Here is a 23,685-nt window from a genome sequence, read left to right as displayed (position 1 = left end):
ACTTCCTGTTGCAGCCAATAGTGGATACAGTTTGCAGCTAATAGCGAAACTTGCGGCGACGCTGCTTATGCTTGGCAATTGCTTTGCGCTTTTCTTTCTCGATCGGTGTTTCAAAGTGGCGATGTTTTTTCATATCTGGAAAGATTCCCGCTTTTGAAACTTCGCGCTTAAACCGACGTAGCGCTGACTCAATGTTTTCGTTTTCGCCAGGAATAATTTGTGCCATTCAAGCTCCTTTACCTAAACTAGCTAACCTTTTGCACAAGCAGCAGAATCAAAAAAGGGCAGACTTGTTATCTGCCCTCTAGACTTTAGAGTTGGTTCCTTAATGTTGAAGCAACTGACTACTAGTTTCTAGCTGCCGCTGGTGTTGCACCACTAAATTCACAGCGTCTCGAACGCTCAAAAATAAAACTTAGTAGCGCTTGGAAGCACCACCCTTATTCCCCCAGCCGCCACCGCCAGACGAACCTCTTTCTTCACGTGGTTTCGCCTTGTTTACTTTTAGGTCGCGCCCCATCCATTCAGCACCGTCTAGCGCTTCGATCGCAGCAGTTTCCTCTGCTTCAGCGCCCATTTCTACAAAAGCAAAACCGCGCAGACGACCCGTTTCTCGATCAGTGGGAAGTTGAACGCGCTTGACTGTACCGTACTCAGTAAAAGCTTGAGTTAGATCTTCTTGCGTCACTTCGTAAGACAGATTACCAACATAAATCGACATAGACTTTCTCCAGAATCAAAAGGTGCAGAGATGGTAGATTCGGAGAAACGTGTGCTATGACGAATTACACAACCGAAAATAGTTCTTCTTCCTTAGAGTAACACAACTTAAGTCTTACCTGTGCAGCATTCATTCGTACGAAGAGACTTTGCTCTTAAACATCTGCAAAATTGATCGTTCACTATGGGGCTAATATTAAGACGTGAAATGTGCGCTGTGAGAGCGTTCTATCTTTAGGGTTGCAATCACAAAAACAGCTTTGATCGCTTCAATAAACTCAAATGGAACGTGATTTCAAAATGTCATACTACATACTAAAAGTAACTGCCTTTGGTCTAAAAGTAGTTTCTCTAAAGTGCTTTAGTTTCGGCTAACCAGCTTTCAGCGTTACCCAATAGGATGACACAAAAAAATGCTCAACTCTCGTCGCTATTGACCCGATACGCTAGATACCCCAGCATTGCTTTACTCACTCTTCAGCCGCTTCGCTACTAGCTGCTCTCCCTGCTTCGGCTGTGCCCAAAGCGTCCGCTCGTGTTTGTAAACGGTCATCCCTGGTTTAGCGCCCTTTGGCTTGTAGACGTGTTTTGGCTCTGTATAGACTACAGACACCTGTTCGCTCTGGCGGGCACGGCTATAATATGCTGCCAGGTTCGCGGCACATTGTAAATCGATCGTATCAGGCGCACTTCCTGGCTTCAAGCGCAGCAGAACATGGCTACCAGGAATTTCCTGCGTATGAAACCAGAGATCGTAGTCTCCTGCTGTCCGAAAGGTCAGCTGATCGTTCTGACGATTGTTGCGCCCTACAAGTACTTCCAGTCCACTTGGCGTAGTGTAGCGATGGGGTTGGCTTTGTGAATCTTTGGTAGGCAGGCTGGCGTTACGATATTCTGGATCGTTCAAATAGTGCTGCTGGATTAGTTCATCACGAATTTCGTCGAGTGTGTTAAGGTCTTCGGCTGTTTGGTAAGTCTCCAGTTCTACGATCGCCGCTTCGACTTGCTCCAGATAGTGGATCTCGGCATTGACCTCTGCTAACAGGGGATCGATCGCGTTACGAGCACGCCTCAGCTTTTGGTGCTGCTTGTAAAGTGCTTGAGCATTCTGCACTGCGTTTTTTTCAGGATTGAGAGGAATACTAATGGGTTGCTCTGTCGTGAAGTCAGGTAGTGTAATCGTTGCTAACCCTGGCTGCCAGTGGTGTAAATTTGCCATCAATAGATCGGCTTGTTCACGATAACGGTCAGCAACCTCAGATTGCTGCAAGCGCGCCTGAAACACGTTTGCCTTTACGCGTAGCTTTTCTAAAACGGTGTGGAGCTTTTGGGTAAGCTGATGGCGTAGCTGGACAAATTCTTGCTGCTCAAGCTGGCTGGTGTAGTAGCGATCGATGATAGGCTGCACTCGATCGACCGCCTGTGTCATACCCCAACCTAAAACGGTATAGCCATCGCTCGTCCAACCAGGGCAAAATTTTTCCGTTTCTAATGCTTGCAGCCACTCCTGCCAGCGGTGAAATAAGCGGTGCCAATCACTTGCATCTAGGCTATCGGTAGATTGGTTAGGGCGAAGTGCAGCCGCAGCAATCAAAGAGAGCGTGAGTGCAGAACTGAGTCCACGATAGTTTTTTTGTAAGTTGCGTCGTAGCGCACCTGGTACCAGATTGATCCGCTCCTGCCAGCGATCGAACGATTCCGCTAGCTTGGGTGCTGGATCAGTCAAGGGCGGCGGCAGTGTGTATGGGTCACCTGTTTGAATGGGACGCACACTCGACTGCTGGGCACTAACCTGATGGGCTGCTGTAACAATTAGGTTGGCTTGGTTGGCAAGCACGACGTTGCTGTACTTCCCCATGATTTCTATGTACAGATGCCAGAGCGGTGGTTCGCCAGGACGCTGTGAAAACTGGAGATCCAGAGCACGCTCCCAGGGGGCGATTGGCTCAATGGCGACCAGTGCCAAGTTGCCTAACTGGTGCTTTAGCTGCTGGCTAAAGGTAAACGTATCTGGTATGCGGGGCGGAGCATCGCTAATACAAAGACGCGCTGCCTGGGGATGCCAGGAGAGCATCAGCCATCCGCGCCGCTTAAGGGTACGTAAGCCCAAATAGAGTGTATGACGATCGCGCTGATAGACCTGCTCCAACCGGGCAGGTAACCATTCAGTGCGTAGTTCTGCGGCGATCGCAGTAAGCGTTGTAACGTCAACAGGTTGCAAGGGCAGTGAGGGGTGAAGGGCGGATTCAGAATCACTTAAAGATTCGTTTGGGACGAGGCTTCTGCTAAGGCTAAAACAGAGCGCCGTGTGTAGGCATCCTTTTTGTCGGTATGCTGCCAGACATGACCTTGTGATGCTTCAGGTAATCGAAAGGCTAAGAATGCTATTACAAGTCGCTTCTTACAGGAGGGAGCAGTTCTGTATAGCTTTACTTAAGAGGCTGACTAAAGAGCGCGATCGCGCCGTTCGCTTTGGCGGTGCATTACGATAGAAATCTAAGTTTGGACAGGCTTCTCACTCACCCACGCCTTGAGTCCGTATGGACATTAAGCTCATCAATATTGGTTTTGGTAACATTGTGTCTGCAAATAGGGTGATTGCGATCGTTAGCCCAGAATCTGCACCCATCAAGCGTATCATTACTGATGCACGCGATGGTAAGCAGCTAATCGACGCGACGTATGGTCGCCGAACCCGAGCCGTGATCATTACTGACTCTGGTCATATCATTCTGTCAGCCATTCAGCCAGAAACGGTTGCCAATCGCTTAATTGTCAGTAAAGACGGACCTGGTGATCCTTGATGCTTGAGCCATGCTGATGGTATGGTCGCGCTTCACAGTAGTAAGCCGTAAAATATCTTCCTTTTTAATTTGTTAAGTTATGTGTATGTCAGAAAAGCAATGTAATTAACAGGTCCAAACCGCTAAGAAGACAGTTTAACTACCCGAAATTGCCGTTTGTCTTGCAGAAGCGGACTTATTAGTTGAAGATGAAGAATTGTTAACGATCGACTTATTGCTGACTACCATTCTTACTGAGGGCGAAAGCGGGCATGAGCGCATTAATTGTTTTGACAGGACCAAGCGGAGTCGGTAAAGGTACGCTGCTACGATCGCTCATTCAGCGCCATCCAGAACTGTATCTTTCCGTCTCAGTGACGACGCGATCGCCCCGCCCTGGCGAGATTGATGGTAAAAACTATTACTTTGTCTCGCGCAGCACCTTTGAGCGCATGGTTGCTAATGGCGAACTGTTGGAATGGGCAGATTTTGCTGGCAATCTTTACGGTACGCCTCGTAAAGCGGTTGAAGACCAGATTCGTCAAGGCAATCGTGTGATTTTAGAAATCGAACTGCAAGGCGCACGGCAAATTCGCAAAAACTTTCCCGCTGCTCTCCAAATCTTTATCCTGCCGCCTTCCCTGCTGGAACTGGAAGATCGCATTCGGCACCGTGCCCAAGATAGCGAAGAAGCGATTGTCCGTCGTCTGCAAAGCGCTCGTACTGAGATTGCTGCTGCCGATGAATTCGACATTTGCATTGTTAACGATGACATTGCCAAAGCGCTCGATCGCATCGAAGCAACCCTCTTTGCAACAGCGACGTGTTAGCCCAACGTCTTGGTCAGGCTTAGGCACGTAAAGACAGTCGGCGTAGAGAATGTTGCGTTAAGACATGTCTACAGCACAGCCTCTAGACCATTGAATGCCATAGGTTGGCGGGTTGAATGCCACCGCTAAAAGGTGAAAATTAGCAAGAGGGCTGTCGCAAAAAAGGCTCCACTCGTACCGCCGAACCAAAAACCACGTGCCAGCGATCGCCAGCCCTGTGGTACGCCTAAATCAGTCGGTGGCTTTGGTGTCGTTAGTGTTGCAATCGGTGGTAAGGGCGCACTCTCGGCATAAACGGCGATTGCTAGCGTAGCGATGGCAACCAACCCGATCGTGGCGCTTAGCCCTGCAAACAGCGCTAGGTTAGTGTCTCGTAGCGGACCCAATGCCACAAAGGGACCTAGTAACCAGAAGCCATGTGAAAGACCAACCTGCAACCCTCGCTGAAACGGCGAAACTCCTTGACGATAGGCAGGCAACTGATTGATAAACCAGTGAGTAAACGCCGAATTATTGATTGGAGTTGCCAAATTGCCTTCTTGTGGATCGCCAGCAGCGAACACAAATGTTGCTACGGATGGCGTGGGCTTCTTGGCTACACTCGATGCTTTACGCTGCGGCTGGTCTTGCACTCCAGAATGGTTAGACCGATCGTTGGACTTACTGCTTGTCATAGTTCTTGTACTTTATATCCCTTGCTCATAGATACCCTTAAGCAAACGCGCGAGGGTAAACGCTAATTCTGTAAAATTCTAAACTGAAGTTTCCCAATTAGATATGGTGCCCAACATTTTTATTTAGTGACTAAAGGAATATTGGCTGACGGTCGTTACAGCTAACTCATGCGGTAGCTAAACCACTGAAAAAGTGGAGAGATGGCACTGTTAATGTCGCTGATTAGACAGCAGGCACTATCTACCGATCGCCCTAAACCTATCCACCTTTAAACCCATATAGAACAGAGGGGTGCGATCGCTTTGATCCCACCCCTCTGCTTTAACCAAACTTGAATTTTGTCCGAACCGCAACTGCTTCACTCACACTACTTTATGGCATTGGGTGAAACAGGAGGTCTGGAAAAAAGCGATTGAACTCAATCAAGATTCCTGCTGTAAACACCAGCCAAGCGGTGAGGATAACAGGAGCGGTCGAAAGATACTTGAGGAAATACTGCATAAAGTGTTCTCCTGAAAAGAGCTGAAACTCAATCGAGACCTGAGGCGATGCTAGAGCGAGCAGTTTCCGATAGTGATTAGCAGACCCAACCGTGGGGTCAAAAGGCTTATTGCCTTTTAGGATGTACCGCATCCAACCGGATAGCACTATGGTTTGTTGCCCAACAACGATCGCCTAAAGTTCAAACCGTGGGCAAAGATTAGCGGACGGAGACGGGGATTTCATCATCTTTAGCGGTCAGTTCACCGGTGGTAAACTCCTTCAACGCTGCCAAGGGCCAAGCGAACCCAGACAGAGCCAATTTAAGTGCTAGAGGCACGTTGATGACGATCTCATCCTGTTCAGGAGTCGCGCTTTTCTTGACAGCTTGAATATAAGAACGACCAACCCAGCCAATCCAACCCGCAATATAGAGAAAGAGAATACTGGGGATCGCAAATTCGCCTGCATGAGCCGCTGTTGGGTCAACGACTAGGTGAGGTAGTCCTTCTTCACCACACAAGACACCAGAATTAGCGTAAAACTCAAAGCGCTGCTTGGCTGTAGCGCTAACTGAGTCTTTGGCTCGCTGAGCAAATGCGGGTGAATCTTTACAAGGTGTTAAGTTAGAGGCATTGGCGGGCGGGATGGAGACAAACCCGAACCAAAGCATGACGACGAGCACTAGAGCAAACAACCGTTGCATGGAATTGTTTCCCTTCTTTTTAAATTACAAAACGCACAAGACAAAACATAGAAAGGCAAAAATTTTCGCACAAACCACTTAGTAAAACAGTTTAGAGGTCTTGCAACGGTCGGTTCACTAAACGAGGTAGCATCGTACCGTTTAAGGCGACCTCTGATGCAGTCTAAGCTACAAGAGGAAGTTCATACCCTCAAAAAGGTACCAGCAAATGGCGACGGTTTTGGCAATTGAAACAAGTTGTGACGAAACAGCCGTGGCGATCGTTAAAGATCGTCACGTTTTAAGTAGTGTTGTTTCGTCACAGATTGCTAGTCATCAACCATACGGTGGCATTGTGCCCGAAGTCGCGTCACGTCAACATGTGGAAATTGTGAATAGCGCGATCGCTCAAGCGCTTCAAGAAGCGACGCTGGATTGGTCTGGTATTGATGGCATTGCCGCGACCTGTACACCTGGATTGCTGGGTGCATTGCTAGTTGGCTTAACCACTGCCAAAACCCTAGCGCTACTGTATCAAAAACCATTCATTGGTGTGCATCATTTGGAGGGACACATCTACGCCTCCTATCTGGCTGCCGCTGATCTTCAGCCGCCGTTTCTCTGCCTCCTGGTTTCGGGTGGGCATACGAGTCTCATCTACGTCAAAGACTGCGGTCATTACGAAACGCTAGGACAAACCCGTGATGATGCAGCAGGGGAAGCGTTTGATAAAGTCGCCCGCTTAATGCATCTGGGCTACCCTGGTGGACCGATCATCGATCGCCTTGCCGCACAAGGTAACTCCAAAGCTTTTCCCTTACCAGAAGGGCAAGTATCGCTAGCGACTGGAGGCTTCCACCGTTACGACTCTAGCTTTAGTGGCTTAAAAACTGCCATGCTGCGACTGACCCAAAAACTCCAACAGGAAAACCAAACCCTGCCGATCGAGGATTTAGCGGCTAGCTTTCAGGCAACCGTTGCCAAAGCGCTGACCAAACGAGCGATCGCCTGTGCCCTTGATTACGGATTAGACACGATTGCAGTCGGTGGTGGCGTGGCAGCAAATACGGGCTTACGTCAACACCTGCAAGCGGCTGCCCAAACTCACAATCTGCGCGTCCTCTTCCCACCCCTTCAGTTCTGCACCGACAACGCTGCCATGATTGCCTGTGCTGCCGCCGAGCACTTGCAACGAGGGCATACCTCACCGCTAACGCTGGGTGCCCAATCGCGTATGGCGATCGCCGATGTCATGCAGCTTTATGCCCATTCCTGACAAAAGGCAGGAGGCGGAAGGCAGAAGTCAGAAGGCAAAAGCTGCCATTAACATCCATCACCCCTCACCCTTCACTCTTCTGCCCCATCACCCTTCCACTTCTCCACCCTTCACCTCTCTCTACAGGTAGGGAAATCCGCATCTACAAGGAAGGTCGTCCTCTCAGTACAATCAGAGGCAACTAGCCAGTATCACCACTGGATTCCCTTCTTTTCGTCATTTATCTGCTGCAAACAACCTGCTGAGACTGGAGTATTACTATGACGACTGTTCTTGAAAAGGGCAATATCAGTATTCATACTGAGAATATTTTCCCCATTATCAAAAAATGGCTCTACTCAGACCACGAAATTTTCCTGAGAGAGCTAGTCTCTAACGCCGTTGATGCTATCCAAAAGCTCAAGATGGTGTCCTATTCGGGTGAATTGGCTGGAGACGTCGGTGAGCCTGAAGTGGTCATCACAATCGATAAGGCACAGAAAACTCTGGCTGTTTCCGATACGGGCATTGGCATGACGGCTGATGAAGTAAAGCAATACATCAACCAGGTTGCCTTCTCCAGTGCCGAATCCTTTGTCGAAAAGTACAAAGCGGCTGGTGACCAGCAAATTATTGGTCACTTTGGGCTAGGTTTCTACTCGTCTTTCATGGTGGCGCAACGGGTTGATATTGATACCCTTTCCTATCAGCCGAATGCCGAACCTGTGCATTGGTCGTGTGATGGCTCTACTGAATTTGAACTTAGTGCCTCGACTAAGAGCGATCGCGGTACCACTGTGACGCTTTTCCTCCAGGAGGAAGAACAGGAATATCTGGAGCCGCATCGTATTCGGCAGTTGATCAAAACCTACTGCGACTTTTTGCCCGTACCCATTAAGCTAGAAGTCAAAGAAGCGGCACCAGACGCTACGTCTTCTACAGAACCTGCGGCAGAAGCCACGGCAGAAACTCCGGCTGAATCCGCCGCACTCGAAATCAAAGCGCCAGAACAAATCAACCGTCAGAAGGCTCCCTGGAAGGAATCGCCCAGTGCCTTGTCTTCCGAAGACTACATGGAGTTCTACCGCTACCTCTATCCGTTTCAGGAAGAGCCGCTGCTGTGGGTACACCTCAACACTGACTATCCCTTCGTCGTCAACGGCATTCTCTACTTCCCCAAGCTCAAGCCTGATGTTGATACGACCAAAGGTCAAATCAAACTTTTCTGCAATCAGGTCTTCGTCAGCGACAACTGCGAAGAGGTCATTCCTAAGTTTCTGCTGCCTCTGCGTGGGGTTATCGACAGCGTGGATATTCCGCTGAACGTCTCCCGCAGCTTCTTGCAGAACGATCGCACTGTCCGTCGTATTGCTGACTACATTGCGAAGAAAGTGGGCGATCGCCTGAAGGAGCTTTACCGTGACAACCGGGACGAATATGTCCGTTGCTGGCAAGACCTCGGCACCTTCGTCAAGTTCGGCTCCATCAACGACGACAAGTTCAAAAAGCAGGTCGAAGATATTCTCATCTATCGCACGACTGCAAAGCTGGGTGAAGCAAGCGGTGAGAAGAGTGAAGTACCCAAAGTTGAGGTACAGTCTGCCGACGGCGACGCCTGGCAGGATGCTTCCCCCGCCTCCCCCTCTTCTGCTTCCAGCGACTCACCTCCCTACACGACGCTGAAGGAATACCTGGAGCGCAATAAAGATCGTCATCCCAATCGCGTCTTTTACTGCACCGATGAGGTAGCACAAACGACTTACGTAGAGCTTCACAAGCAGCAAGGGCTAGAAGTCCTGTTTATGGACTCGTTCATCGACAGCCACTTTGTTAGCTTCTTAGAGCGTGAGCATCCCGATGTGAAGTTTTCACGGGTTGATGCCGATCTGGATGACACCTTGATTGACAAAGATAAGCCTGCTGACATCGTTGACCCGACGACCAATCAAACCCGTAGCGATCGCATTAAAGAGCTGTTCCAAAAAGCGCTCAACAAACCCAAATTAACCATCCGCACTGAAGCACTCAAGTCTAGCGATGCCAATGGTGTGCCGCCAGCAATGGTGCTCTTGCCAGAGCATTTGCGACGGTTGCAAGAGATGACTGCCTTAATGCAACAGCAAGCTGTGCAGTTCCCTGAAGAACATACTCTTCTGGTTAATACCTCACACCCGCTCATCCAAAATCTGGTGAGCCTTAGTCAGGGAGCCATCATCCAAAATGAAGGACAGTCTCCCTCTGCCGAACTGGCAAACCTGATCTGTCACCACGTCTATGATCTGGCACTCATGGCGCAAAAAGGCTTCGATGCTGAAGGAATGCAAGCCTTCGTTGAGCGATCGAACGCGGTACTAACTCGTCTCACTGACCGCGCGGCTTCCTGAAGTAAGGGGTGAGGAGAGAGGGGGCAGAAGGCAGAGGGCAGCATTAACTCAAAATGCTCTAGCGCAACTCAAAACTCTCTAGCTTCACCCTTCCACTTCCTTACTCCTTTCACCTTCTACCCCCTCCCCTCCCAGATGTGATCTACATCCTGATGGAGGGATTTTTTTTGCTGTATATCTAGTACAGCGTTCGCTCAATTCTCTAACCTTCTTCCTCTTAGCTTCCTGATTTCCAGGTCGTTGTATACAATAGGATGTCGGTTAACCATTTTCTAAGCGCACACCCCGGAGATTGCTATGGCTCGTCAATGTCAACTTACTGGCAAGAAGGCAAACAACGCCTATGCCGTGTCCCACTCTCATCGTCGGACAAAGAAACTGCAAGAAGTGAATTTGCAGTGGAAGCGTATCTGGTGGGCTGAGGGCAACCGTTGGGTGAAGTTGCGGCTTTCTACAAAAGCAATCAAAACCCTCGAACACAAGAGCCTCAGCGTTTTTGCTAAAGAATCAGGCATTGATCTGAATCGCTTCTAAGCGTGTGAGCAGCTTCTTTGCGTTGAGCGCAGTTGGTGATACGACTGGCAATGAATGTGTAACGAAGTAATCGGGCAACCATAAAAGCTTGCCCGATCGTCAATTTTATAAAAACTTTTTAAGAAGAGAATTTAGCAAAAGTGGCACCTGCTCAAAAATAATTTGAGTCGGACGATCGCTTTATTTAGGTACATGGGTAACATTGGGGCATCTCTCTTTATGACGAATTAATATCTTCTACTGAGTTATAAAGCTTGTGTGAAGCAGTACTTCGCAATGTGAAAGATTACTTAGATTGTTGTCACAGCCTTAACGCTAAATTCTTGTTCGTTCCGTTAATTTGCTGATGTTTCAGCAATCGTTCCTTGTTTATCTTCGTGGCTTCCCGGTTGATCACAGGCTATTTAAACTGTTACCACAGTAGGCATCTACACAAAAATTTTGTACCTTCAGGACATTTAAAACACATCCCGCAGAAAATTGTCACTCTGTTTTCTGTCGTGCCCATTAGCTCACGTTGTGAGTTCAGTTCATAAACCTTTTGCCGTCGTCGCAGGAAGCAGCTATCATGTCAGACCGTAAATTAGCCAAGGCAGTTCAGGCTCTTTTTAGCCAGATGCAGAAGATGTCCAGAGCCTTAACTAAAGGGCTAATGAATTGGCTTCTGCGTTCGGCAATGATTTTAAACCGAAGGTTTCGGTCTCCCGCAGCGGGCTTTGTGTTGCCGACCGTTATCTTGCTACTGCTCGTTGTGTCGTTAACCGTGGGCGCATTAGTCTACCGTGCTTACAGCCGTAGCGCTCAGGTGATTGGTGAGAGTCAGCAGCGGGTTATCTACAATGCGGCGACCCCTGCGATCGACCGAGCAAGAGCCAAGCTAGAAACGCTCTTTGATGCGACTAAAGACAGCCGCTATCCAGGTGGTGTCCCTGCTGAAAACTACATGACTGGGATGCTGCGTAACGATGGCAGCTATGGCGTTGGTGCCTTGGGAGGTTCAGATCAATACACCATTCCTGGCGAAACCCGGATTAATCTAGACGGTGCAACGAAGACGGGCGAACTGACCCCTCAAGACAATGCCTGGGCATTCCGCACCGATACGAATGGCGATGGCGCTCTTGATGCGACAGTTGTTTACTCCATCGTGCTGCAAACACCACCAGACACAGGTGGCGTTGCGGGTTCTGGTGTAGTCAACACATCGGAGACCAATAAAGCAAATAACTTACAGGTGCGGCAGGGTCCTTTAAGCAATCAACTGCGAGGCAACTGCGCGATCGCTCAGGATAGTGCAGCGTCTAGTGCGGCTCAGGGTTGGTTCCAGGATTTAAGCACCTCTTCAACGCTCCGCAAAAACTTCCAGGTCGATGCGCTCGTTATTCCAGACACCATTAACACTAATGGCAGCTTCACAACGCTGGAAATGCAGCAAGACCGGAAGCTCGATCGGGGGAATAAGTGGGGAGCCTGGTTCCGCTACGACATGGAAATCTTCCCTGGTCCTACCTTTAACTGGAATGGAGCCATGCATACGGAAGGCAGCTTCATGACCAAGCCGCAAAGTGGTTTTAATGCCTATCTGGTGAGTTCTCAAGCATCGTGCTTAATGAGTACTGCATCTAACTCAGAAATTACAGTCACGGACATTGTTAACTCCAATAACGATACGTCGAAGCCGCCCGACTTTGTTGGCTTGGCGTTTGCAGGGAGTATTCGTGACAACGATTATGCCGGGTCCTCCAGCATTCACATCTGGCCCGCAACGACTAACCCTGCTCAACCGTCACAAATTGCGACCCTCGAAAATGATGCTGACGGGGGATCAGCGCAGGCTAGTGGCACTGCTATTCCGGTTGCTTTAGATCCAGTGAGGTTACTGACTGACGATGTAAGTCAAGCGCGTGGTAGCGATCGAACAAACCGGACTAACCGTAGGGCAGGTTGGAAGGGCTTACCAAACACAGGTACACCGCGTATCTACAACCAGGCAGAGGCAAAGCCTTATGTCGATGACCTCTACCGAGCTGATGACCGCTGGGGACCCAAGCCTCGTTACAGCGACCAAATTGCGGTTCAATCGCCGAACAGGATGGGCGATTTAATCACAAGTAATGTTACCGCCCTGGTTAGCGGCACCGTTGATCCATCGAATCCCTCTACTGCTGCAAACGCTGGTTTAGATGGGTACTGGGAACGCCGTGCCTTTAATGAAGGAATGCGGGTCATTGTGGGGCAGCGCTTGGAGCTTGGTAATGCCTTTGGTTGGGTTAGTACTGGCCCGAAAGATCCACTGTATCCACCGAGTGAAACGCTCAGTCACGAGCAGCGCCAGCGTCGTACCTTGCGGGACAACATTGCGGCGGTGCAGTCAACGGCAATCTACCACGTAGGCAGTACAGTTGGTGCTGCTCTTCCTGTAGCGTGTTTGGCAAGTACGGCTCATCCTGGCACAGCGGCTACGCTTGCTAACAGCATTACTTTTCGGTCGCAATCGGTCAATGGCAATCCCCAGGTAATCACAGACTTCTTGACGGGAAATGGGACAAATGGCTGGGAGTTTGCCGCCCCGACTTGGCTTGCATCTGAGGGCGCTTTTAGTGCAGCGATCGCCCCTACCCAACCTCTGGGCAAAGCGCTCCGCAATTTGGCAACCTTTGCGGGCGATGACGATCCGGCAACTGCTGGTATCATTGACGGTGCCTTCCCGCCCAGGCAGGAAGCCTCTGGCTCGATCGTGCATCCCTATCCCCTTACGTCAATGTGGGGTAACTTTTCTGAGCTGCGCCGTACGCTTGCCCGTTTGGATGGAACTGGAACTCCCGCGACTCCCTACGCAGACCTGAGTTTGGCTGACAAGTCTACCCTGCATACCGCCACTTGTACCCTGGGTATGTTGGGGCATAACCTTAACACGTCGGTAAACTACACCTTCACTAATGACGGTGGTGGTACTCCTGGCTTAGGCATGTTAGGCACTCGTCTCTTTGACTTAATTGATGGTCTTCGAAATAACGGTGAAGTTAAAGATCCTGCAACAGGTGACTACTTCCCCTTTACAGTCGTGAACGGTAGCCTTCCAGCATCCTATGCTACTCAAGCCCCTGCAGCATACAGCCAGCTGCCGCCCGAAGCGTTTATTCAGGCTCTGTTAACTGATCCGAATATCAATGGTTTAAGCAACTCTGACAAGCTGACATTGGCAGGCATTGCCCGCATTGTCTATGGGAAGCAGCAGGTTGAGCGTGATCGTCTCTTTGGCTTCAAAACAGGGTCTCCGCAACCCCCTGTTACAAGCAGTGGTTATTGGGCTGCCAACGGCAACACCTATCAAGCTCAAGCGGCTGGCAATACTGACGTTACTTTCTCTACTGGCTGCGATCCAGAAACGTTTCCTATCAATGCCAGTAATAATCCTCAAGCGCAAAGCAGGCAGCGCGTTGGATTGGCGCTTGCTTTCTGCGAAAACACGCCCCGTTACCCTGCTCTCTTCTACCTTTTCCCTAAAGTCGCTCACGACTATGACGGTGATGCCGCTGCAATACCGAACAACCTTCAGCCCACTAATGAGCCGTACTCTAGCGACCCGTATATTCAGGCTAAGACTAGCTCTACCTATCAATACCAGGTCGTTGGTGCCACACCCGATGATTTCTCTGCGATCTTAATGACACCACGTGCTGATGTTGCAAGCTGGACCTTACCGATTCTGCAAACTCGTTCTAATGTTGCTGGCGCAAATGTCTCGCCTAACCTGATTGTTGATCCTACAGGGGCGCTGAGAGCAGTGGGCTTCCTTGATCGAGGTGTGTTCAACGGTCGCGAAATGATGACGACCCGCACAATGGATATTGACCTAGGAATGCTGCGGAGTCGGAGTCTATCTAACACGACTGCTGGGACACCCTGGCTACCTGTTAGTGGTATTGTCTATGCGTTCCGAGAAGATGCGGTGCGAGAAGATGCAATTGCTCGACCAGCAGGTGGTCTTGCACCTGTGACGACCAATGCCACAACTTTAACTAGCCCAACTGATCCAACACTCGCTCCCAATGCTAATGGCGTTGCGATTAGCACTAAGCAAGTAGACTTTATCGCTGATCCCGATCGTCGTCCTCACGGTTTCCGGCTTCGCAATGGCGTGCAGCTTAAACGCAATGATTCTTTTGCGCTTCCCAGTACAGACAACACTCGTGGTCTTTCCTTCTTTACCGATAGCCCGGTTTATATTCAGGGCGATTTTAACTTGCATCGGACGGGCGCTGATGATACCCCTGGTACGGCTATCGAGGAATTTACTCAAACCCTAGTGCCTGGGGACGATAATGGACGTTATACGCAAGATCAGTTTTATGGTCGTACGACTCGCAACCCTAACTTTGCCAGAGTAGGTACAGGGGGCGATCGCTGGCGACCAACCGAAATTCTTGCTGATGCCGTTTCCATCCTGTCTGATAGCTTCTGCGATGGCAGTATCGAAGATGCGTTCGTTGCAAATGCAGGCTCTGGTGGCACGATCACTGCCGCTGCCGATAAGTATAATAACCTAAACGCCCCTGCAAACCCTGGTTTTGGGCTGTTTGGTCCAGGCTGTACTAGCAATAGGACATCGTTCTTAAACCAAAATCGTCCGGAGACGAACCTCGGCGCGGCAAATTGGCAGCGAGAAGATAAAACGGCTGCTGCTACTGCCACTGCGCCAATCCGCATTGACCGCAACGGTAAACCCTTGAAAGCGAACGGTACTCCTTATGGAACGATTGCCAGCGAAACTTACGATGAGTTTACTGAAGACAAGTCGCTGATGCCAGCCACCACCGCAGGTACGACGGTAGACTCTATCATCGTAAGTGGCATTGTGCCTTCCAGGGCAGGACAGTCCTATGGTGGGTTGCACAACTTCCCTCGCTTCCTAGAAAACTGGGATCAAAGAAACCTCTGGTTTGCGGGTTCGTTCTTGCAGCTCAACTTTAGTAACTCTGCGACCGCACCCTTTGACCAGGATGTTTGGGAACCGCCCTTAACAGCTTCTCCTAACAGTGAAGCCATCAGATATTACTCACCACCCAATCGGATTTGGGGCTACGATCCTGCACTCCAGCTAGCACCAGCCGGTCCGGCAGCCGCTCGCTTTATTACCGCTGGCAAAAACCGCAACGAGTTCTATTCAGAACTGCCTGCTAACGATCCTTATATTAGGAGACTCTGCACTGCGGCGAGTACATCCGGCATCACTGGGGTTCCTGCAAACATCAAATGTCCTGCTTAACTCTGTCTGGAGACCTGATTATGTCCATCAATCCCGCATCCAGTAAACCTACAGTGCAGGTAGCCACGACAGCAATGCCCAACCCCTCTTCTACCATAGTGATGCGACGGCAGCGCTTACTCCTTTCTTTGTTGACTCGTTTGCCGCAGCGTGCTCCGTCAGCACAACTTGCAAAACGCGATCAGGGTCTGTCGTTGATTGAGTGTTTGGTGGCGATCGTCGTGGTTTCCATCACGCTGATTGCGATTACCCCTCCGATCTTCTTCATCACAGCAACCCGTGTGCAGAGCCGGAAGGCAGAACAAGCCTTGCAGGTGGCTCAAGCAGAGATCGACCGAGTGCGGGCAGTAGTTGAGCGCGGCGTTTATACAGCGGCTGATCTGCCTGAAGTAGTTGGCAGTATTAGTAACGTTCCTGCACCGACTAGCATTGCCGCTGGCGTTCTGAAGTCCTCTACTGTAGGCTGTAACACTTACACAGGTGTCACCGTTGCGGCTACTGCTTTGCTCCCAGTCAGCACCGATCTTGATCCCAGTAATCTTGCTGCGTGCCAGTCACAATTTCTGGTACAGACTTTTCGCACAGCGGGTCCCCCTCCGACTGGATTATCTGGCTTCCGATTAGGCGTAAGGGTTTACTCCGACAATCCACTTTTGCGTCAAAATTTAGGCGGTCTACAAACGGCACAAGCCTCCCTCCGCTTTGTGAGCGGACTGGGTGACCAAAATCGTCGACCTCTAGCGATTTTGTATTCCACCATCGTTCGCAACGATACCAGCAATTCTCTGCAAGACTATAGCACCGTCTGTTCGACCCCCGATGGTTGCTGAACCAGAACGCTCGTATGCTACGGCGCTAGCAATGCCCGTAAATTCTAATCGCTACTATCCTTCTCTCAACCAGGCTTAGAATGGCTAAACACTCCTTCCCGTGGCTATTAGTGCGATCGTTCCGGTTCCAGCGTAAGCATCCTACCACTGGCTTTACCCTGCTGGAACTACTGATCTCGGTGTTAATCGGCGGCATCATAACCAGTACATTGCTCTACAGTGTGGTCGAACTGCTGAAAGTGAACCAGCGAGAATCGAGCCGTGCTGAAACTCAGCGCGAAATGCAGTTGGCGATGGACTACATCAGTGCCGAACTGCGCCAAGCTGTCTTTGTTTATGATGGTAGCTGTTTAACTGGAACGGGCGCTTTTGCAGCGGATGCTTGTCCAGGGGTCACCAGCTTCCTGCCTACAGCGATCAACACGCAACCGACAGGAACTGCGGCTGGAACAACGCCTGTCTTAGCGTTCTGGCGAGTCGATCCGCTGCCTCAGGTCTTAATTAATCTCTGTGCAGCCAATGCAGCTAGTTTAAACCTCGCAACTAACCCTGATCCTCCAGGTGGCATCAATGGAGTGCCCTGCCTGTCTCGCAGAACTTATAGCTTAGTTGTGTACTACCTTGATACAACTAATGTAGGTAATACGTGGTCTGGTAAGGCACGGCTTAAACGCTATGCGCTGACTCAATTTACAGCGACTGGTGCGCCCAACAGGGGCTGGGTTGACCCGACCACAACAAACAATAAATTTCTTGGCTGGCCCTTTGAGGCTACAGGTAATAATTTGCAAACTGCAACAATCCTATCAGATGGGTCACCGAACCCTTATGCAGGTGCTATTGCTGGTGTAGCTGTCAATCCGCCTGTATTAGTGGATTTTGTGGATAGCCCTACTACTACAGGCTCGACTGCGACTGCCTGTCCTGGTGATTCTGTCGTTGCTGGCAGCCTGCCACCCTTTGTCCGATCGCCATCCGGTACAACTGTTACCAGCTTTTATGCCTGTGTAAGAGGTGGTGGTTTTACAGCCGGGATTCAAAACAACACAGGCGGACGTAACCAGGAGACTGCCGTTTTCCTCAGAGGCAATGCGGCTGGTCGGGCTGGGGTTCCATCCACTGCCAAAGTTGTCTTCGATCTACAAACCCGTGTGCTGAGTCGCGGCAGTTTTGAGAAAAGTCCGGCACCTCAGTAGGCTGCTCCTTTTAGTGCTCTAGCTTAGAGAAGAAATATGAAAAATCACCGTTTACTGAGACAATCAACCGCCGGTTTCACCCTTATCGAAACGCTGGTTGTGGTCATTATGATTGGAGTCTTGTTTGCGATCGCGGCTCCGGGGTGGTTGACCTTCATTAACCGTCAACGGCTAGGCACTGCGAATGAGCGGATTCTCCAAACCTTACGCACTGCCCAAGCTGAGGCGAAACGCACGCAGACCTATCGAGAAGCCCGTTTTGATGTTGCTTCAGATCCGCCGAGAGTAGCAGTTTTACCATTAACTGCTGCTGCTATAACGGGTACGGGTGGTGCAGCCGTGCAGACCTTAGGGCGTATTCCTGATGCTCAGGTCACGCAATGGGAAACGCTCGGACAAGGTGAGGTTCGGTCAGGCATTCTCACTCTTAGAACGAGTCACACTGCCAGTAATTCCATCATTTTCAGTCCCGATGGGGCAGTGGCTTCCACGATACAAGCGACCACCAACCCAACGATCACTGATACCCAGCCGTTTACAGTGACATTGGCACTCAGGGGTGCTCCAAGTGTGAAGCGCTGCGTCAGTGTCCGAACTCTTTTAGGCGCTGTTAACCAGAAAAGCGATGCAGCTTGCCCTTAAAGAAACACAGATCCCCGACTTCTTTCTGTGCCTTGATCATTCGCCCCATCTAGGGCAGAAGTCAGGGATCTAAGCTCAAGACAAGATCTAGCATGCCCTTTTTCTCATCAGAGACCAGGGTTTAAGATTGCTCATCTACAACTTTTAGTTCGTAGAGATTCCAGAGAGAGCCACGGGTATCCAAACCAGAAAACTGCACGCCTTGAACACGGTCGCGGATGGCTGAGAGCGCAGTGGGTGTCACCAGATGAATGACAGGCACCTGCTCTTGAATAATGCGTTGAAAGTCAGCGTAGATTTGTTTGCGCTTGGTTTCGTCATATTCTCTGGCTCCGGCAACAAAGAGGCGATCGATCTCTTCCTCCCAATCGGAAATAACCCAGTTTTTGATTGGTGGTGCGCCAACATTAGGACCCTGGTTAAAGTCATGGGAGGTGCCAGCGCTAGTCCAGTAGTTCGCACCGTCATGTGGTTCCACACCACCTGTATAGCTGAGGAAGTAGCATTCCCAGTTACGGTTGCTGATACTCTCCACCAGCACATTGAAGTCAACCGGATTCAGGTCTAGCTGAATGCCGATACTCTGCAAGTCTTGCTGCATTTGAGCGGCAAACTGCTGTGCGGTACGGCTACCCGCAGGCAAAATCATTGTGAATCGAATGCGGTTGCCTGCTTCATCTAGCAGTTGTTGCTTGGCGTTGTACTTAAACCCAGCGCCTAGCAGTAGCGACTTTGCTTTAGCAGGATCGTGCTCATAGACTTTTAAGCCTTGCTGCGGCGACAGAAAGTAGGGACTCTGCACCGAAATCGGCGAATTCTGAAGTTCTCCAATGCCACGAAACAGATTGTTGATGATGCTCTGGCGATCGAGCGCATAAGCGACTGCCTGACGAAAGGCTTTGGTGTTAAACCAGCGCGATTTGATCGGGTCAACAAAGGGTTTGCCGTTAGTGTTTGTGGCGCGATTCAGATTGAAAGCAATAAAGGTCGTCCCAGAGGTTGGTCCACCGTTAAGAATCGCAAATTTACCACGTTGCTCTTCACGCTTGAGTAGGGAGAAATCTTCGGGGCGCAGCCCAGCCATGTCCAGGTCGCCAGAGCGAAACCGCAACATCCGGCTATCACTGTTTTCGACGACTTGCCAGATGATGCGCTCAATGTATGGCAAAGTCTCGCCTTGGGCACCTTTACGCCAGTAGTACGGATTGCGACGATAAATAATCCGCTGACTATTGGCGTAGCTCTCGATCGTGTACGGTCCATTAGTGACGATTTCGGCTGGGTTGGTGTCAGTGCCCCAGGTCGTCAGAAACCGGGGATTACCATCAGAGCCTTTGGTAAACACGCTTTGGCGAAGGCGATGGGCAGGCAAAATCTTGGCACCCATTGCCCGCAAAAAGGGTGAAGATGGCTCTGGTAGAAGGAACTCTACGCGGCGATCGTCCAGCTTTTTCACCGTTGGTAGCTGCTTTTTGTCGCCAATGCGAAACGCATCTCGTACATCAGTGGGAATAGCTTCATTCAGATACACATCTTTGTAGGTGAACAGCACGTCATCTGCCGTCAAAGGCGCACCGTCTGACCACTTCAGCCCGTCGCGTAGGGTAAACGTAATGCGCTTCTTATCCTCTGAGATTTGCCAGGATTCTGCCAACGCTGGAACAATCTCTGCTGTGATGCCGTGCTCGTCAACCAACCCGTCAAATGTGAAGGAGAAAATATTGGGTGATGAATTGTTGAGGGCGTAGTTAAACGTCTTGGGATCGGTTGTGGTGCTAATAACAAGCTGCGGGATACGAGCTGCCTGACTTTTCAGGTTTTGTGCCTGGCAAGCAGAAAGGGTGATCGCTAACACGATCGCCAAACCTGCTAACAACCAATAATGTCCACGTCGACTGTCTCTAAAGGCTGCAACGCTCATAACCGCTCCCTTCTTTTTCTACTGGATGCTCGTTCACTGAACAGTTGGCGGTTGCTCAGCCCGTGATCCATAGACCTGGTTTGATGTACCTAGTCTAAAGTCTAAAACCTAGCTCCGTGCAGTGACTGATAGCCCGTCAACGATTAGGGACGGGGTATAGCAAGAACCGTTCCAATCGGCATCACCACCCAGCGCCAGCAGTTGCTGTAGGGCAGTGTAAACATTGCCGGATACCATCGTATCTTTCACGCGCCCGATCACTTCACCGTTTTTAACACGGTAGCCCAGGTCAACGTTGATGGAAAATTCGCCCGAAATTCCGGCACCGCCACCAAGCATCTGGTCGATGACTAGCCCATCATCAAGGGTAGCGATTAAATCCGGGAGAGACTTGCCAGTAGCGACACTGCCGACGGGTTGAATCATGATGTTGAACACTCCAGGAGTGGGGTAGCTACCCAAGCCAGGACGAAAGCCGTTGCCTGTAGTCCCGCTACCGATCGCCCGCCCAGTCGTAAAGTCGGCATAGAAGAGTTGCAGCACACCATGATCAATGAAGGTAATGGCACGAGTTGGGGTGCCTTCATCATCAAAGGGACAGCTAAAGGGACCAATATGGGGCTGTTGCGAAAGCGTTAAGCCTTCAGAGGTAACGAGTTCATTAAGGCGATCGCTCCAGGGTGATGCGCCTTCAAGCACCTGTTTGCCGCTGAGTGCCGACTGTACCGTGCCCCACAGCATATCGGCGGCTTTGGATGTGAAAAGAATGGGGACGCGCCCAGTCAGGGGTTGTGTGTTGTCTCTTGCCCACTCCAACCGCTGCATAATTTGGTGCACTAGTGCAGTAGGGTCAAGGCTGCCCCGTTGGGTTTGCCCATCTGAGACGCACAAAAAATCGTCGCCACGTATCCACTCCGCGGAAAGGTAGCAGCTCAGAGTTGTATCAGTGTAGCCGCAGTCTAAGCCGTTGGAGTTAAGCAAACGAGTTGTTTCAGCTTCACATTCCCATTCAGCAGTGCAGATCAGGTCTGGATTTGCCTCACGGATGAGCGCGATCGCCTCTCTTCCCCAAGTGACTAATTGCTCTACAGGCACCGTTTCGCCCAGGTCAGGGTATTGGTTTTTAGCAGCACCCGCCAGTTCGATCGTTTCTGGTTCATTAAGCTGGCTCAGGGCGATCGCGCGATCAACTAAAGCTTGTGGCTCAACGGAACCGTAAGCAACGGCTAAACCAGGGCAACCGTTTCGCCACAGCCGCAAGGCTGTTCCTTCTGCCTGGGCGCTTTCTAGCTGCTTCAGGCGATTTGCCTCAAAAAAGACCGGATATGCCAGCGATCGTGATTGTAGGACTTCTGCCGCTTCTGCGCCTGACTTGGCAGTCAATTCCAGCAGTTGCTCTGCTAAGGTCTCGTGTTGCAAGTCGTCGGAACCCATCATAAGTATGAGCGAACAGAGGGTGAGTAATGAGCTTTCAACCGTCAGCAGGTTAGCCGTTAGTTTTTAGAGTAGAACACCCACTAGGGACGCAATGGCTGTTTAACTGAGCTAGGAGCTTGTGTGAAAAAGCGTATGGTTTGGGGGTCTAGCCAACTCTTAGGAAAAAGCAGATTACAGCCGCTAGTTGTTGATCCTGCCTTCATCGCTGATCGCTAAAGGCTGCTTGCTCAACGACTGCTAAGGATCACTTTACGCTAAGTTGACCGTCTGTAATAGCCAAAATCCAGCAAAGGCTTCTGTCTCGGGATCAGCTTGCACCGCAAGGAAGTGAACACCATTAGCCTGCTGTTTCGCTGCTTCAAAGTTCTGTGCTTCTGTTTTCACCTGCTGATTCGCTAGGCTGGCAAGCGTCCAGCGATCGTTCAGCCCAGTCTCTAGCAACAAGCGCGTGGGATAGTCACTGTCAAACCTAACGCTGGCGACCTCTAGACCTGACATCCAGCCAGCTAAGGGAGTTGCACGTGTCGAAAAGATTAGCAGCCCCGGAATTTGAGCTTCTGGCGCAAGCCCTGCAAGAGCTAGGGGAAACGCTTCACCAAAGTCGATCGTCCACTCGTTCATTTCTGCCACGTCACTGGCTGACAGGGTGACAAACTGCCATTTTTCGCCCAGCAATGCATCGGGTAGGGGTTGCGGCGGGGTTTTGGCAAAACTCACAGATGGATTAGCACCCGGTTGAAAGCCTGGTAGGGCTGGATAAACTTCTAGATGACGCTGCCGAAGCCATTGGTTTAGCACAAATGTTCGCTGGCTCAGTTGGGCTGGGATGCCCAATTCTTTGCAGGCTTTGGCAATCATGTTGTTCATTGCCTGCCGAAAGAAGCGAATTTTATCAGGAGGCTGCGGAGCCTGGGCGATCGCCGCCTCAATCACACTCTTTAAACGCACCGAGTTAACTTCAGCACTAGAACAAAATTCGGCGTAGCGAAAAAGAGATTCTGGTTGGCGATCGACAGCCAACGGGCTTTCACAAACCAGTACTTCCCAAACCTTTTTTTTGTTTTCATCCAAGATTGGGCGCGAGTAGAAGTCAAGTTCCCAGACAGTAATCACCCTTACTCTCCTAGAATCGCTTTTCTCGCCCGTTCTTGACGCGATTCTGCTTCTGCCATGACATCAGCTGGTTTTTCCAGCATTTCCCCAGGGAAGTTTTCGAGCACTTTCGTGGAAAGGGAAATTCTGCCTTTGCCCTCGTCAAGACCTGCAATCATGGCTTTAATCGGTTGCCCAACCTGAAATAAACCTGTTAGGGCTTGGACGTAGTTTTTGCTGATCTGGTTGATGTGGAGTAGTCCCGTGGTACCGCCAAATTCAACAAACACACCAAAGGGTTTAATACTGGCAACTTTGCCATCGACCAGTTGCCCAATTTCGAGCTGACTGAAACTGGCAGAGCGGGTGGCAAGACGGTTTGACAGCACTAACTTATCGCGAGCCTGGTCAATTTCTAGAATGCTCGCGCTGAGTGTGGTGCCTTTGAGCGCTTCCAAATCTTCGCGTTCAACCAGGTGCGATCGTGGAATGAAGCCCCGTAACCCCTGAATATCAACTGTAACGCCACCTTTATTAACGCCTGTGACTCTTACCTGATAACTCTGATTGCTAGCTTGAGTTTCTGCCAACCGATCCCAGGCTTGCTTGATCTCCAACTGCTTCAGCGAAAGCGTGACCTGTCCATCGCCATCTTGTTCGCGGATGATGAGAAACTCACGCTCTTCGTGGAGGGGCACGATCGCCGACGGGTCTGTAACACCCCGCAGGCTAGCTTCATTGGCAGGCAAAAAGGCAAGGGACTTCGCGCCAATATCGACATAAATGCCATCAATTTCGTAATTGACAGCTTTACCCGAAATCATCTGCCCTTGCTGAAATTGATAGTTATGTTGCTCCAGCGCTTTTTCAAAGTCCTCCATTGAAAAGGACTCACTGGCTGAACGAGCGGATTTAGCTTCCATGAGACAAGCGATCGTAGTCGGCTTTCTTA

General features: G+C 50.4%; 19 protein-coding genes. 9 read left to right on the top strand and 10 right to left on the bottom strand.

What is annotated here, in order from left to right; translation table 11 throughout:
* Positions 1–37: 37 nt before the first annotated feature.
* The 3 genes from rpsU to H6F76_RS08670 all read right to left on the bottom strand — a co-directional run bounded on the left by rpsU (position 38) and on the right by H6F76_RS08670 (position 2,941).
* Entirely contained in the window at positions 38–226 is a 189-nt protein-coding gene (rpsU, locus tag H6F76_RS08680) for a 30S ribosomal protein S21 (RefSeq protein WP_190449106.1), read from the bottom strand.
* Positions 227–415: 189 nt separating this feature from the next.
* The gene (locus H6F76_RS08675) at positions 416–721 is read right to left on the bottom strand and encodes an RNA-binding protein (RefSeq protein WP_190449105.1); all 306 of its coding nucleotides are present in this window, start codon (positions 719–721) and stop codon (positions 416–418) included.
* 465 nt (positions 722–1,186) lie between these two features.
* Complete coding sequence (locus tag H6F76_RS08670; RefSeq protein WP_190507468.1) at positions 1,187–2,941, bottom strand: NFACT RNA binding domain-containing protein; 1,755 nt, start codon at positions 2,939–2,941, stop codon at positions 1,187–1,189.
* Between the two features lie 319 nt (positions 2,942–3,260).
* Between H6F76_RS08670 and H6F76_RS08665 the strand changes: the two genes are divergently transcribed.
* Complete coding sequence (locus tag H6F76_RS08665; RefSeq protein WP_190507466.1) at positions 3,261–3,524, top strand: DUF370 domain-containing protein; 264 nt, start codon at positions 3,261–3,263, stop codon at positions 3,522–3,524.
* Between the two features lie 251 nt (positions 3,525–3,775).
* Positions 3,776–4,333: a guanylate kinase gene (gene gmk / locus H6F76_RS08660; RefSeq protein ID WP_190507464.1), complete on the top strand. Its 558-nt coding sequence runs from the start codon at positions 3,776–3,778 to the stop codon at positions 4,331–4,333.
* Between the two features lie 125 nt (positions 4,334–4,458).
* Here gmk and H6F76_RS08655 read toward each other — a convergent pair whose 3' ends face one another.
* The 3 genes from H6F76_RS08655 to H6F76_RS08645 form a co-directional block, all read right to left on the bottom strand.
* Complete coding sequence (locus tag H6F76_RS08655; protein ID WP_190507462.1) at positions 4,459–5,007, bottom strand: photosystem I reaction center subunit XI; 549 nt, start codon at positions 5,005–5,007, stop codon at positions 4,459–4,461.
* Positions 5,008–5,380: 373 nt separating this feature from the next.
* The gene (gene psaJ / locus H6F76_RS08650) at positions 5,381–5,509 is read right to left on the bottom strand and encodes a photosystem I reaction center subunit IX (RefSeq protein WP_190449101.1); all 129 of its coding nucleotides are present in this window, start codon (positions 5,507–5,509) and stop codon (positions 5,381–5,383) included.
* A gap of 199 nt (positions 5,510–5,708) precedes the next feature.
* On the bottom strand, positions 5,709–6,194 hold the full coding sequence (locus tag H6F76_RS08645) for a Photosystem I reaction center subunit III (RefSeq protein ID WP_190449100.1): 486 nt from the start codon (positions 6,192–6,194) through the stop codon (positions 5,709–5,711).
* 208 nt (positions 6,195–6,402) lie between these two features.
* Here H6F76_RS08645 and tsaD point away from each other — a divergent pair, with 208 nt between their 5' ends.
* The 7 genes from tsaD (at position 6,403) to H6F76_RS08610 (ending at position 18,283) form a co-directional block, all read left to right on the top strand.
* Positions 6,403–7,449 carry a tRNA (adenosine(37)-N6)-threonylcarbamoyltransferase complex transferase subunit TsaD gene (gene tsaD / locus H6F76_RS08640; protein WP_190507460.1) on the top strand — a complete coding sequence of 349 codons (1,047 nt, stop codon included), beginning with the start codon at positions 6,403–6,405 and terminating at the stop codon, positions 7,447–7,449.
* Between the two features lie 260 nt (positions 7,450–7,709).
* Entirely contained in the window at positions 7,710–9,812 is a 2,103-nt protein-coding gene (htpG, locus tag H6F76_RS08635) for a molecular chaperone HtpG (RefSeq protein ID WP_190507458.1), read from the top strand.
* 297 nt (positions 9,813–10,109) lie between these two features.
* Positions 10,110–10,346, top strand: coding sequence for a 50S ribosomal protein L28 (rpmB, locus tag H6F76_RS08630; RefSeq protein WP_190449097.1), 237 nt, complete (start codon positions 10,110–10,112; stop codon positions 10,344–10,346).
* Positions 10,347–10,914: 568 nt separating this feature from the next.
* Positions 10,915–15,615: a hormogonium polysaccharide biosynthesis protein HpsA gene (hpsA, locus tag H6F76_RS08625; RefSeq protein WP_190507456.1), complete on the top strand. Its 4,701-nt coding sequence runs from the start codon at positions 10,915–10,917 to the stop codon at positions 15,613–15,615.
* A 20-nt stretch (positions 15,616–15,635) separates the two neighbouring features.
* A complete protein-coding gene (locus H6F76_RS08620; protein WP_190507454.1) occupies positions 15,636–16,445 on the top strand; it encodes a type II secretion system protein in 810 nt (269 codons plus the stop codon).
* 80 nt (positions 16,446–16,525) lie between these two features.
* Positions 16,526–17,641: a prepilin-type N-terminal cleavage/methylation domain-containing protein gene (locus tag H6F76_RS08615; RefSeq protein WP_190507452.1), complete on the top strand. Its 1,116-nt coding sequence runs from the start codon at positions 16,526–16,528 to the stop codon at positions 17,639–17,641.
* A 36-nt stretch (positions 17,642–17,677) separates the two neighbouring features.
* The gene (locus H6F76_RS08610; protein WP_190507450.1) at positions 17,678–18,283 is read left to right on the top strand and encodes a type II secretion system protein; all 606 of its coding nucleotides are present in this window, start codon (positions 17,678–17,680) and stop codon (positions 18,281–18,283) included.
* 121 nt (positions 18,284–18,404) lie between these two features.
* On the opposite strand, the gene H6F76_RS08605 is transcribed toward H6F76_RS08610, so the two are convergent.
* The 4 genes from H6F76_RS08605 to H6F76_RS08590 all read right to left on the bottom strand — a co-directional run bounded on the left by H6F76_RS08605 (position 18,405) and on the right by H6F76_RS08590 (position 23,656).
* Positions 18,405–20,204 (bottom strand): ABC transporter substrate-binding protein, encoded by a 1,800-nt coding sequence (locus H6F76_RS08605; protein WP_190507448.1) that lies wholly within the window; start codon positions 20,202–20,204, stop codon positions 18,405–18,407.
* 108 nt (positions 20,205–20,312) lie between these two features.
* The gene (locus H6F76_RS08600) at positions 20,313–21,638 is read right to left on the bottom strand and encodes a TldD/PmbA family protein (RefSeq protein ID WP_190507524.1); all 1,326 of its coding nucleotides are present in this window, start codon (positions 21,636–21,638) and stop codon (positions 20,313–20,315) included.
* 252 nt (positions 21,639–21,890) lie between these two features.
* Positions 21,891–22,754 (bottom strand): Tab2 family RNA-binding protein, encoded by an 864-nt coding sequence (locus tag H6F76_RS08595; protein ID WP_190507446.1) that lies wholly within the window; start codon positions 22,752–22,754, stop codon positions 21,891–21,893.
* A gap of 2 nt (positions 22,755–22,756) precedes the next feature.
* The gene (locus H6F76_RS08590; protein WP_190449090.1) at positions 22,757–23,656 is read right to left on the bottom strand and encodes a S1 RNA-binding domain-containing protein; all 900 of its coding nucleotides are present in this window, start codon (positions 23,654–23,656) and stop codon (positions 22,757–22,759) included.
* Positions 23,657–23,685 lie beyond the last annotated feature (29 nt).

This window comes from Leptolyngbya sp. FACHB-321 (assembly GCF_014695975.1).
In the GTDB taxonomy this organism is placed as follows: domain Bacteria; phylum Cyanobacteriota; class Cyanobacteriia; order Leptolyngbyales; family Leptolyngbyaceae; genus Stenomitos.
The sequence above is the reverse complement of the archived record's forward strand: the minus strand, read 5'-3'. Positions and strand labels throughout refer to the sequence as shown.

Excerpts from the sequence above, each read along its gene's own strand:
- H6F76_RS08665 (WP_190507466.1), top strand. The coding sequence starts at position 3,261 with ATGGACATTAAGCTCATCAATATTGGTTTTGGTAACATTGTGTCTGCA.
- H6F76_RS08590 (WP_190449090.1), bottom strand. The coding sequence starts at position 23,656 with ATGGAAGCTAAATCCGCTCGTTCAGCCAGTGAGTCCTTTTCAATGGAG.
- psaJ (WP_190449101.1), bottom strand. The coding sequence starts at position 5,509 with ATGCAGTATTTCCTCAAGTATCTTTCGACCGCTCCTGTTATCCTCACC.
- H6F76_RS08675 (WP_190449105.1), bottom strand. The coding sequence starts at position 721 with ATGTCGATTTATGTTGGTAATCTGTCTTACGAAGTGACGCAAGAAGAT.
- H6F76_RS08605 (WP_190507448.1), bottom strand. The coding sequence starts at position 20,204 with ATGAGCGTTGCAGCCTTTAGAGACAGTCGACGTGGACATTATTGGTTG.
- rpmB (WP_190449097.1), top strand. The coding sequence starts at position 10,110 with ATGGCTCGTCAATGTCAACTTACTGGCAAGAAGGCAAACAACGCCTAT.
- htpG (WP_190507458.1), top strand. The coding sequence starts at position 7,710 with ATGACGACTGTTCTTGAAAAGGGCAATATCAGTATTCATACTGAGAAT.
- H6F76_RS08655 (WP_190507462.1), bottom strand. The coding sequence starts at position 5,007 with ATGACAAGCAGTAAGTCCAACGATCGGTCTAACCATTCTGGAGTGCAA.
- H6F76_RS08645 (WP_190449100.1), bottom strand. The coding sequence starts at position 6,194 with ATGCAACGGTTGTTTGCTCTAGTGCTCGTCGTCATGCTTTGGTTCGGG.
- H6F76_RS08600 (WP_190507524.1), bottom strand. The coding sequence starts at position 21,638 with ATGGGTTCCGACGACTTGCAACACGAGACCTTAGCAGAGCAACTGCTG.
- gmk (WP_190507464.1), top strand. The coding sequence starts at position 3,776 with ATGAGCGCATTAATTGTTTTGACAGGACCAAGCGGAGTCGGTAAAGGT.
- H6F76_RS08610 (WP_190507450.1), top strand. The coding sequence starts at position 17,678 with ATGAAAAATCACCGTTTACTGAGACAATCAACCGCCGGTTTCACCCTT.
- hpsA (WP_190507456.1), top strand. The coding sequence starts at position 10,915 with ATGTCAGACCGTAAATTAGCCAAGGCAGTTCAGGCTCTTTTTAGCCAG.
- tsaD (WP_190507460.1), top strand. The coding sequence starts at position 6,403 with ATGGCGACGGTTTTGGCAATTGAAACAAGTTGTGACGAAACAGCCGTG.
- H6F76_RS08615 (WP_190507452.1), top strand. The coding sequence starts at position 16,526 with ATGGCTAAACACTCCTTCCCGTGGCTATTAGTGCGATCGTTCCGGTTC.
- rpsU (WP_190449106.1), bottom strand. The coding sequence starts at position 226 with ATGGCACAAATTATTCCTGGCGAAAACGAAAACATTGAGTCAGCGCTA.
- H6F76_RS08620 (WP_190507454.1), top strand. The coding sequence starts at position 15,636 with ATGTCCATCAATCCCGCATCCAGTAAACCTACAGTGCAGGTAGCCACG.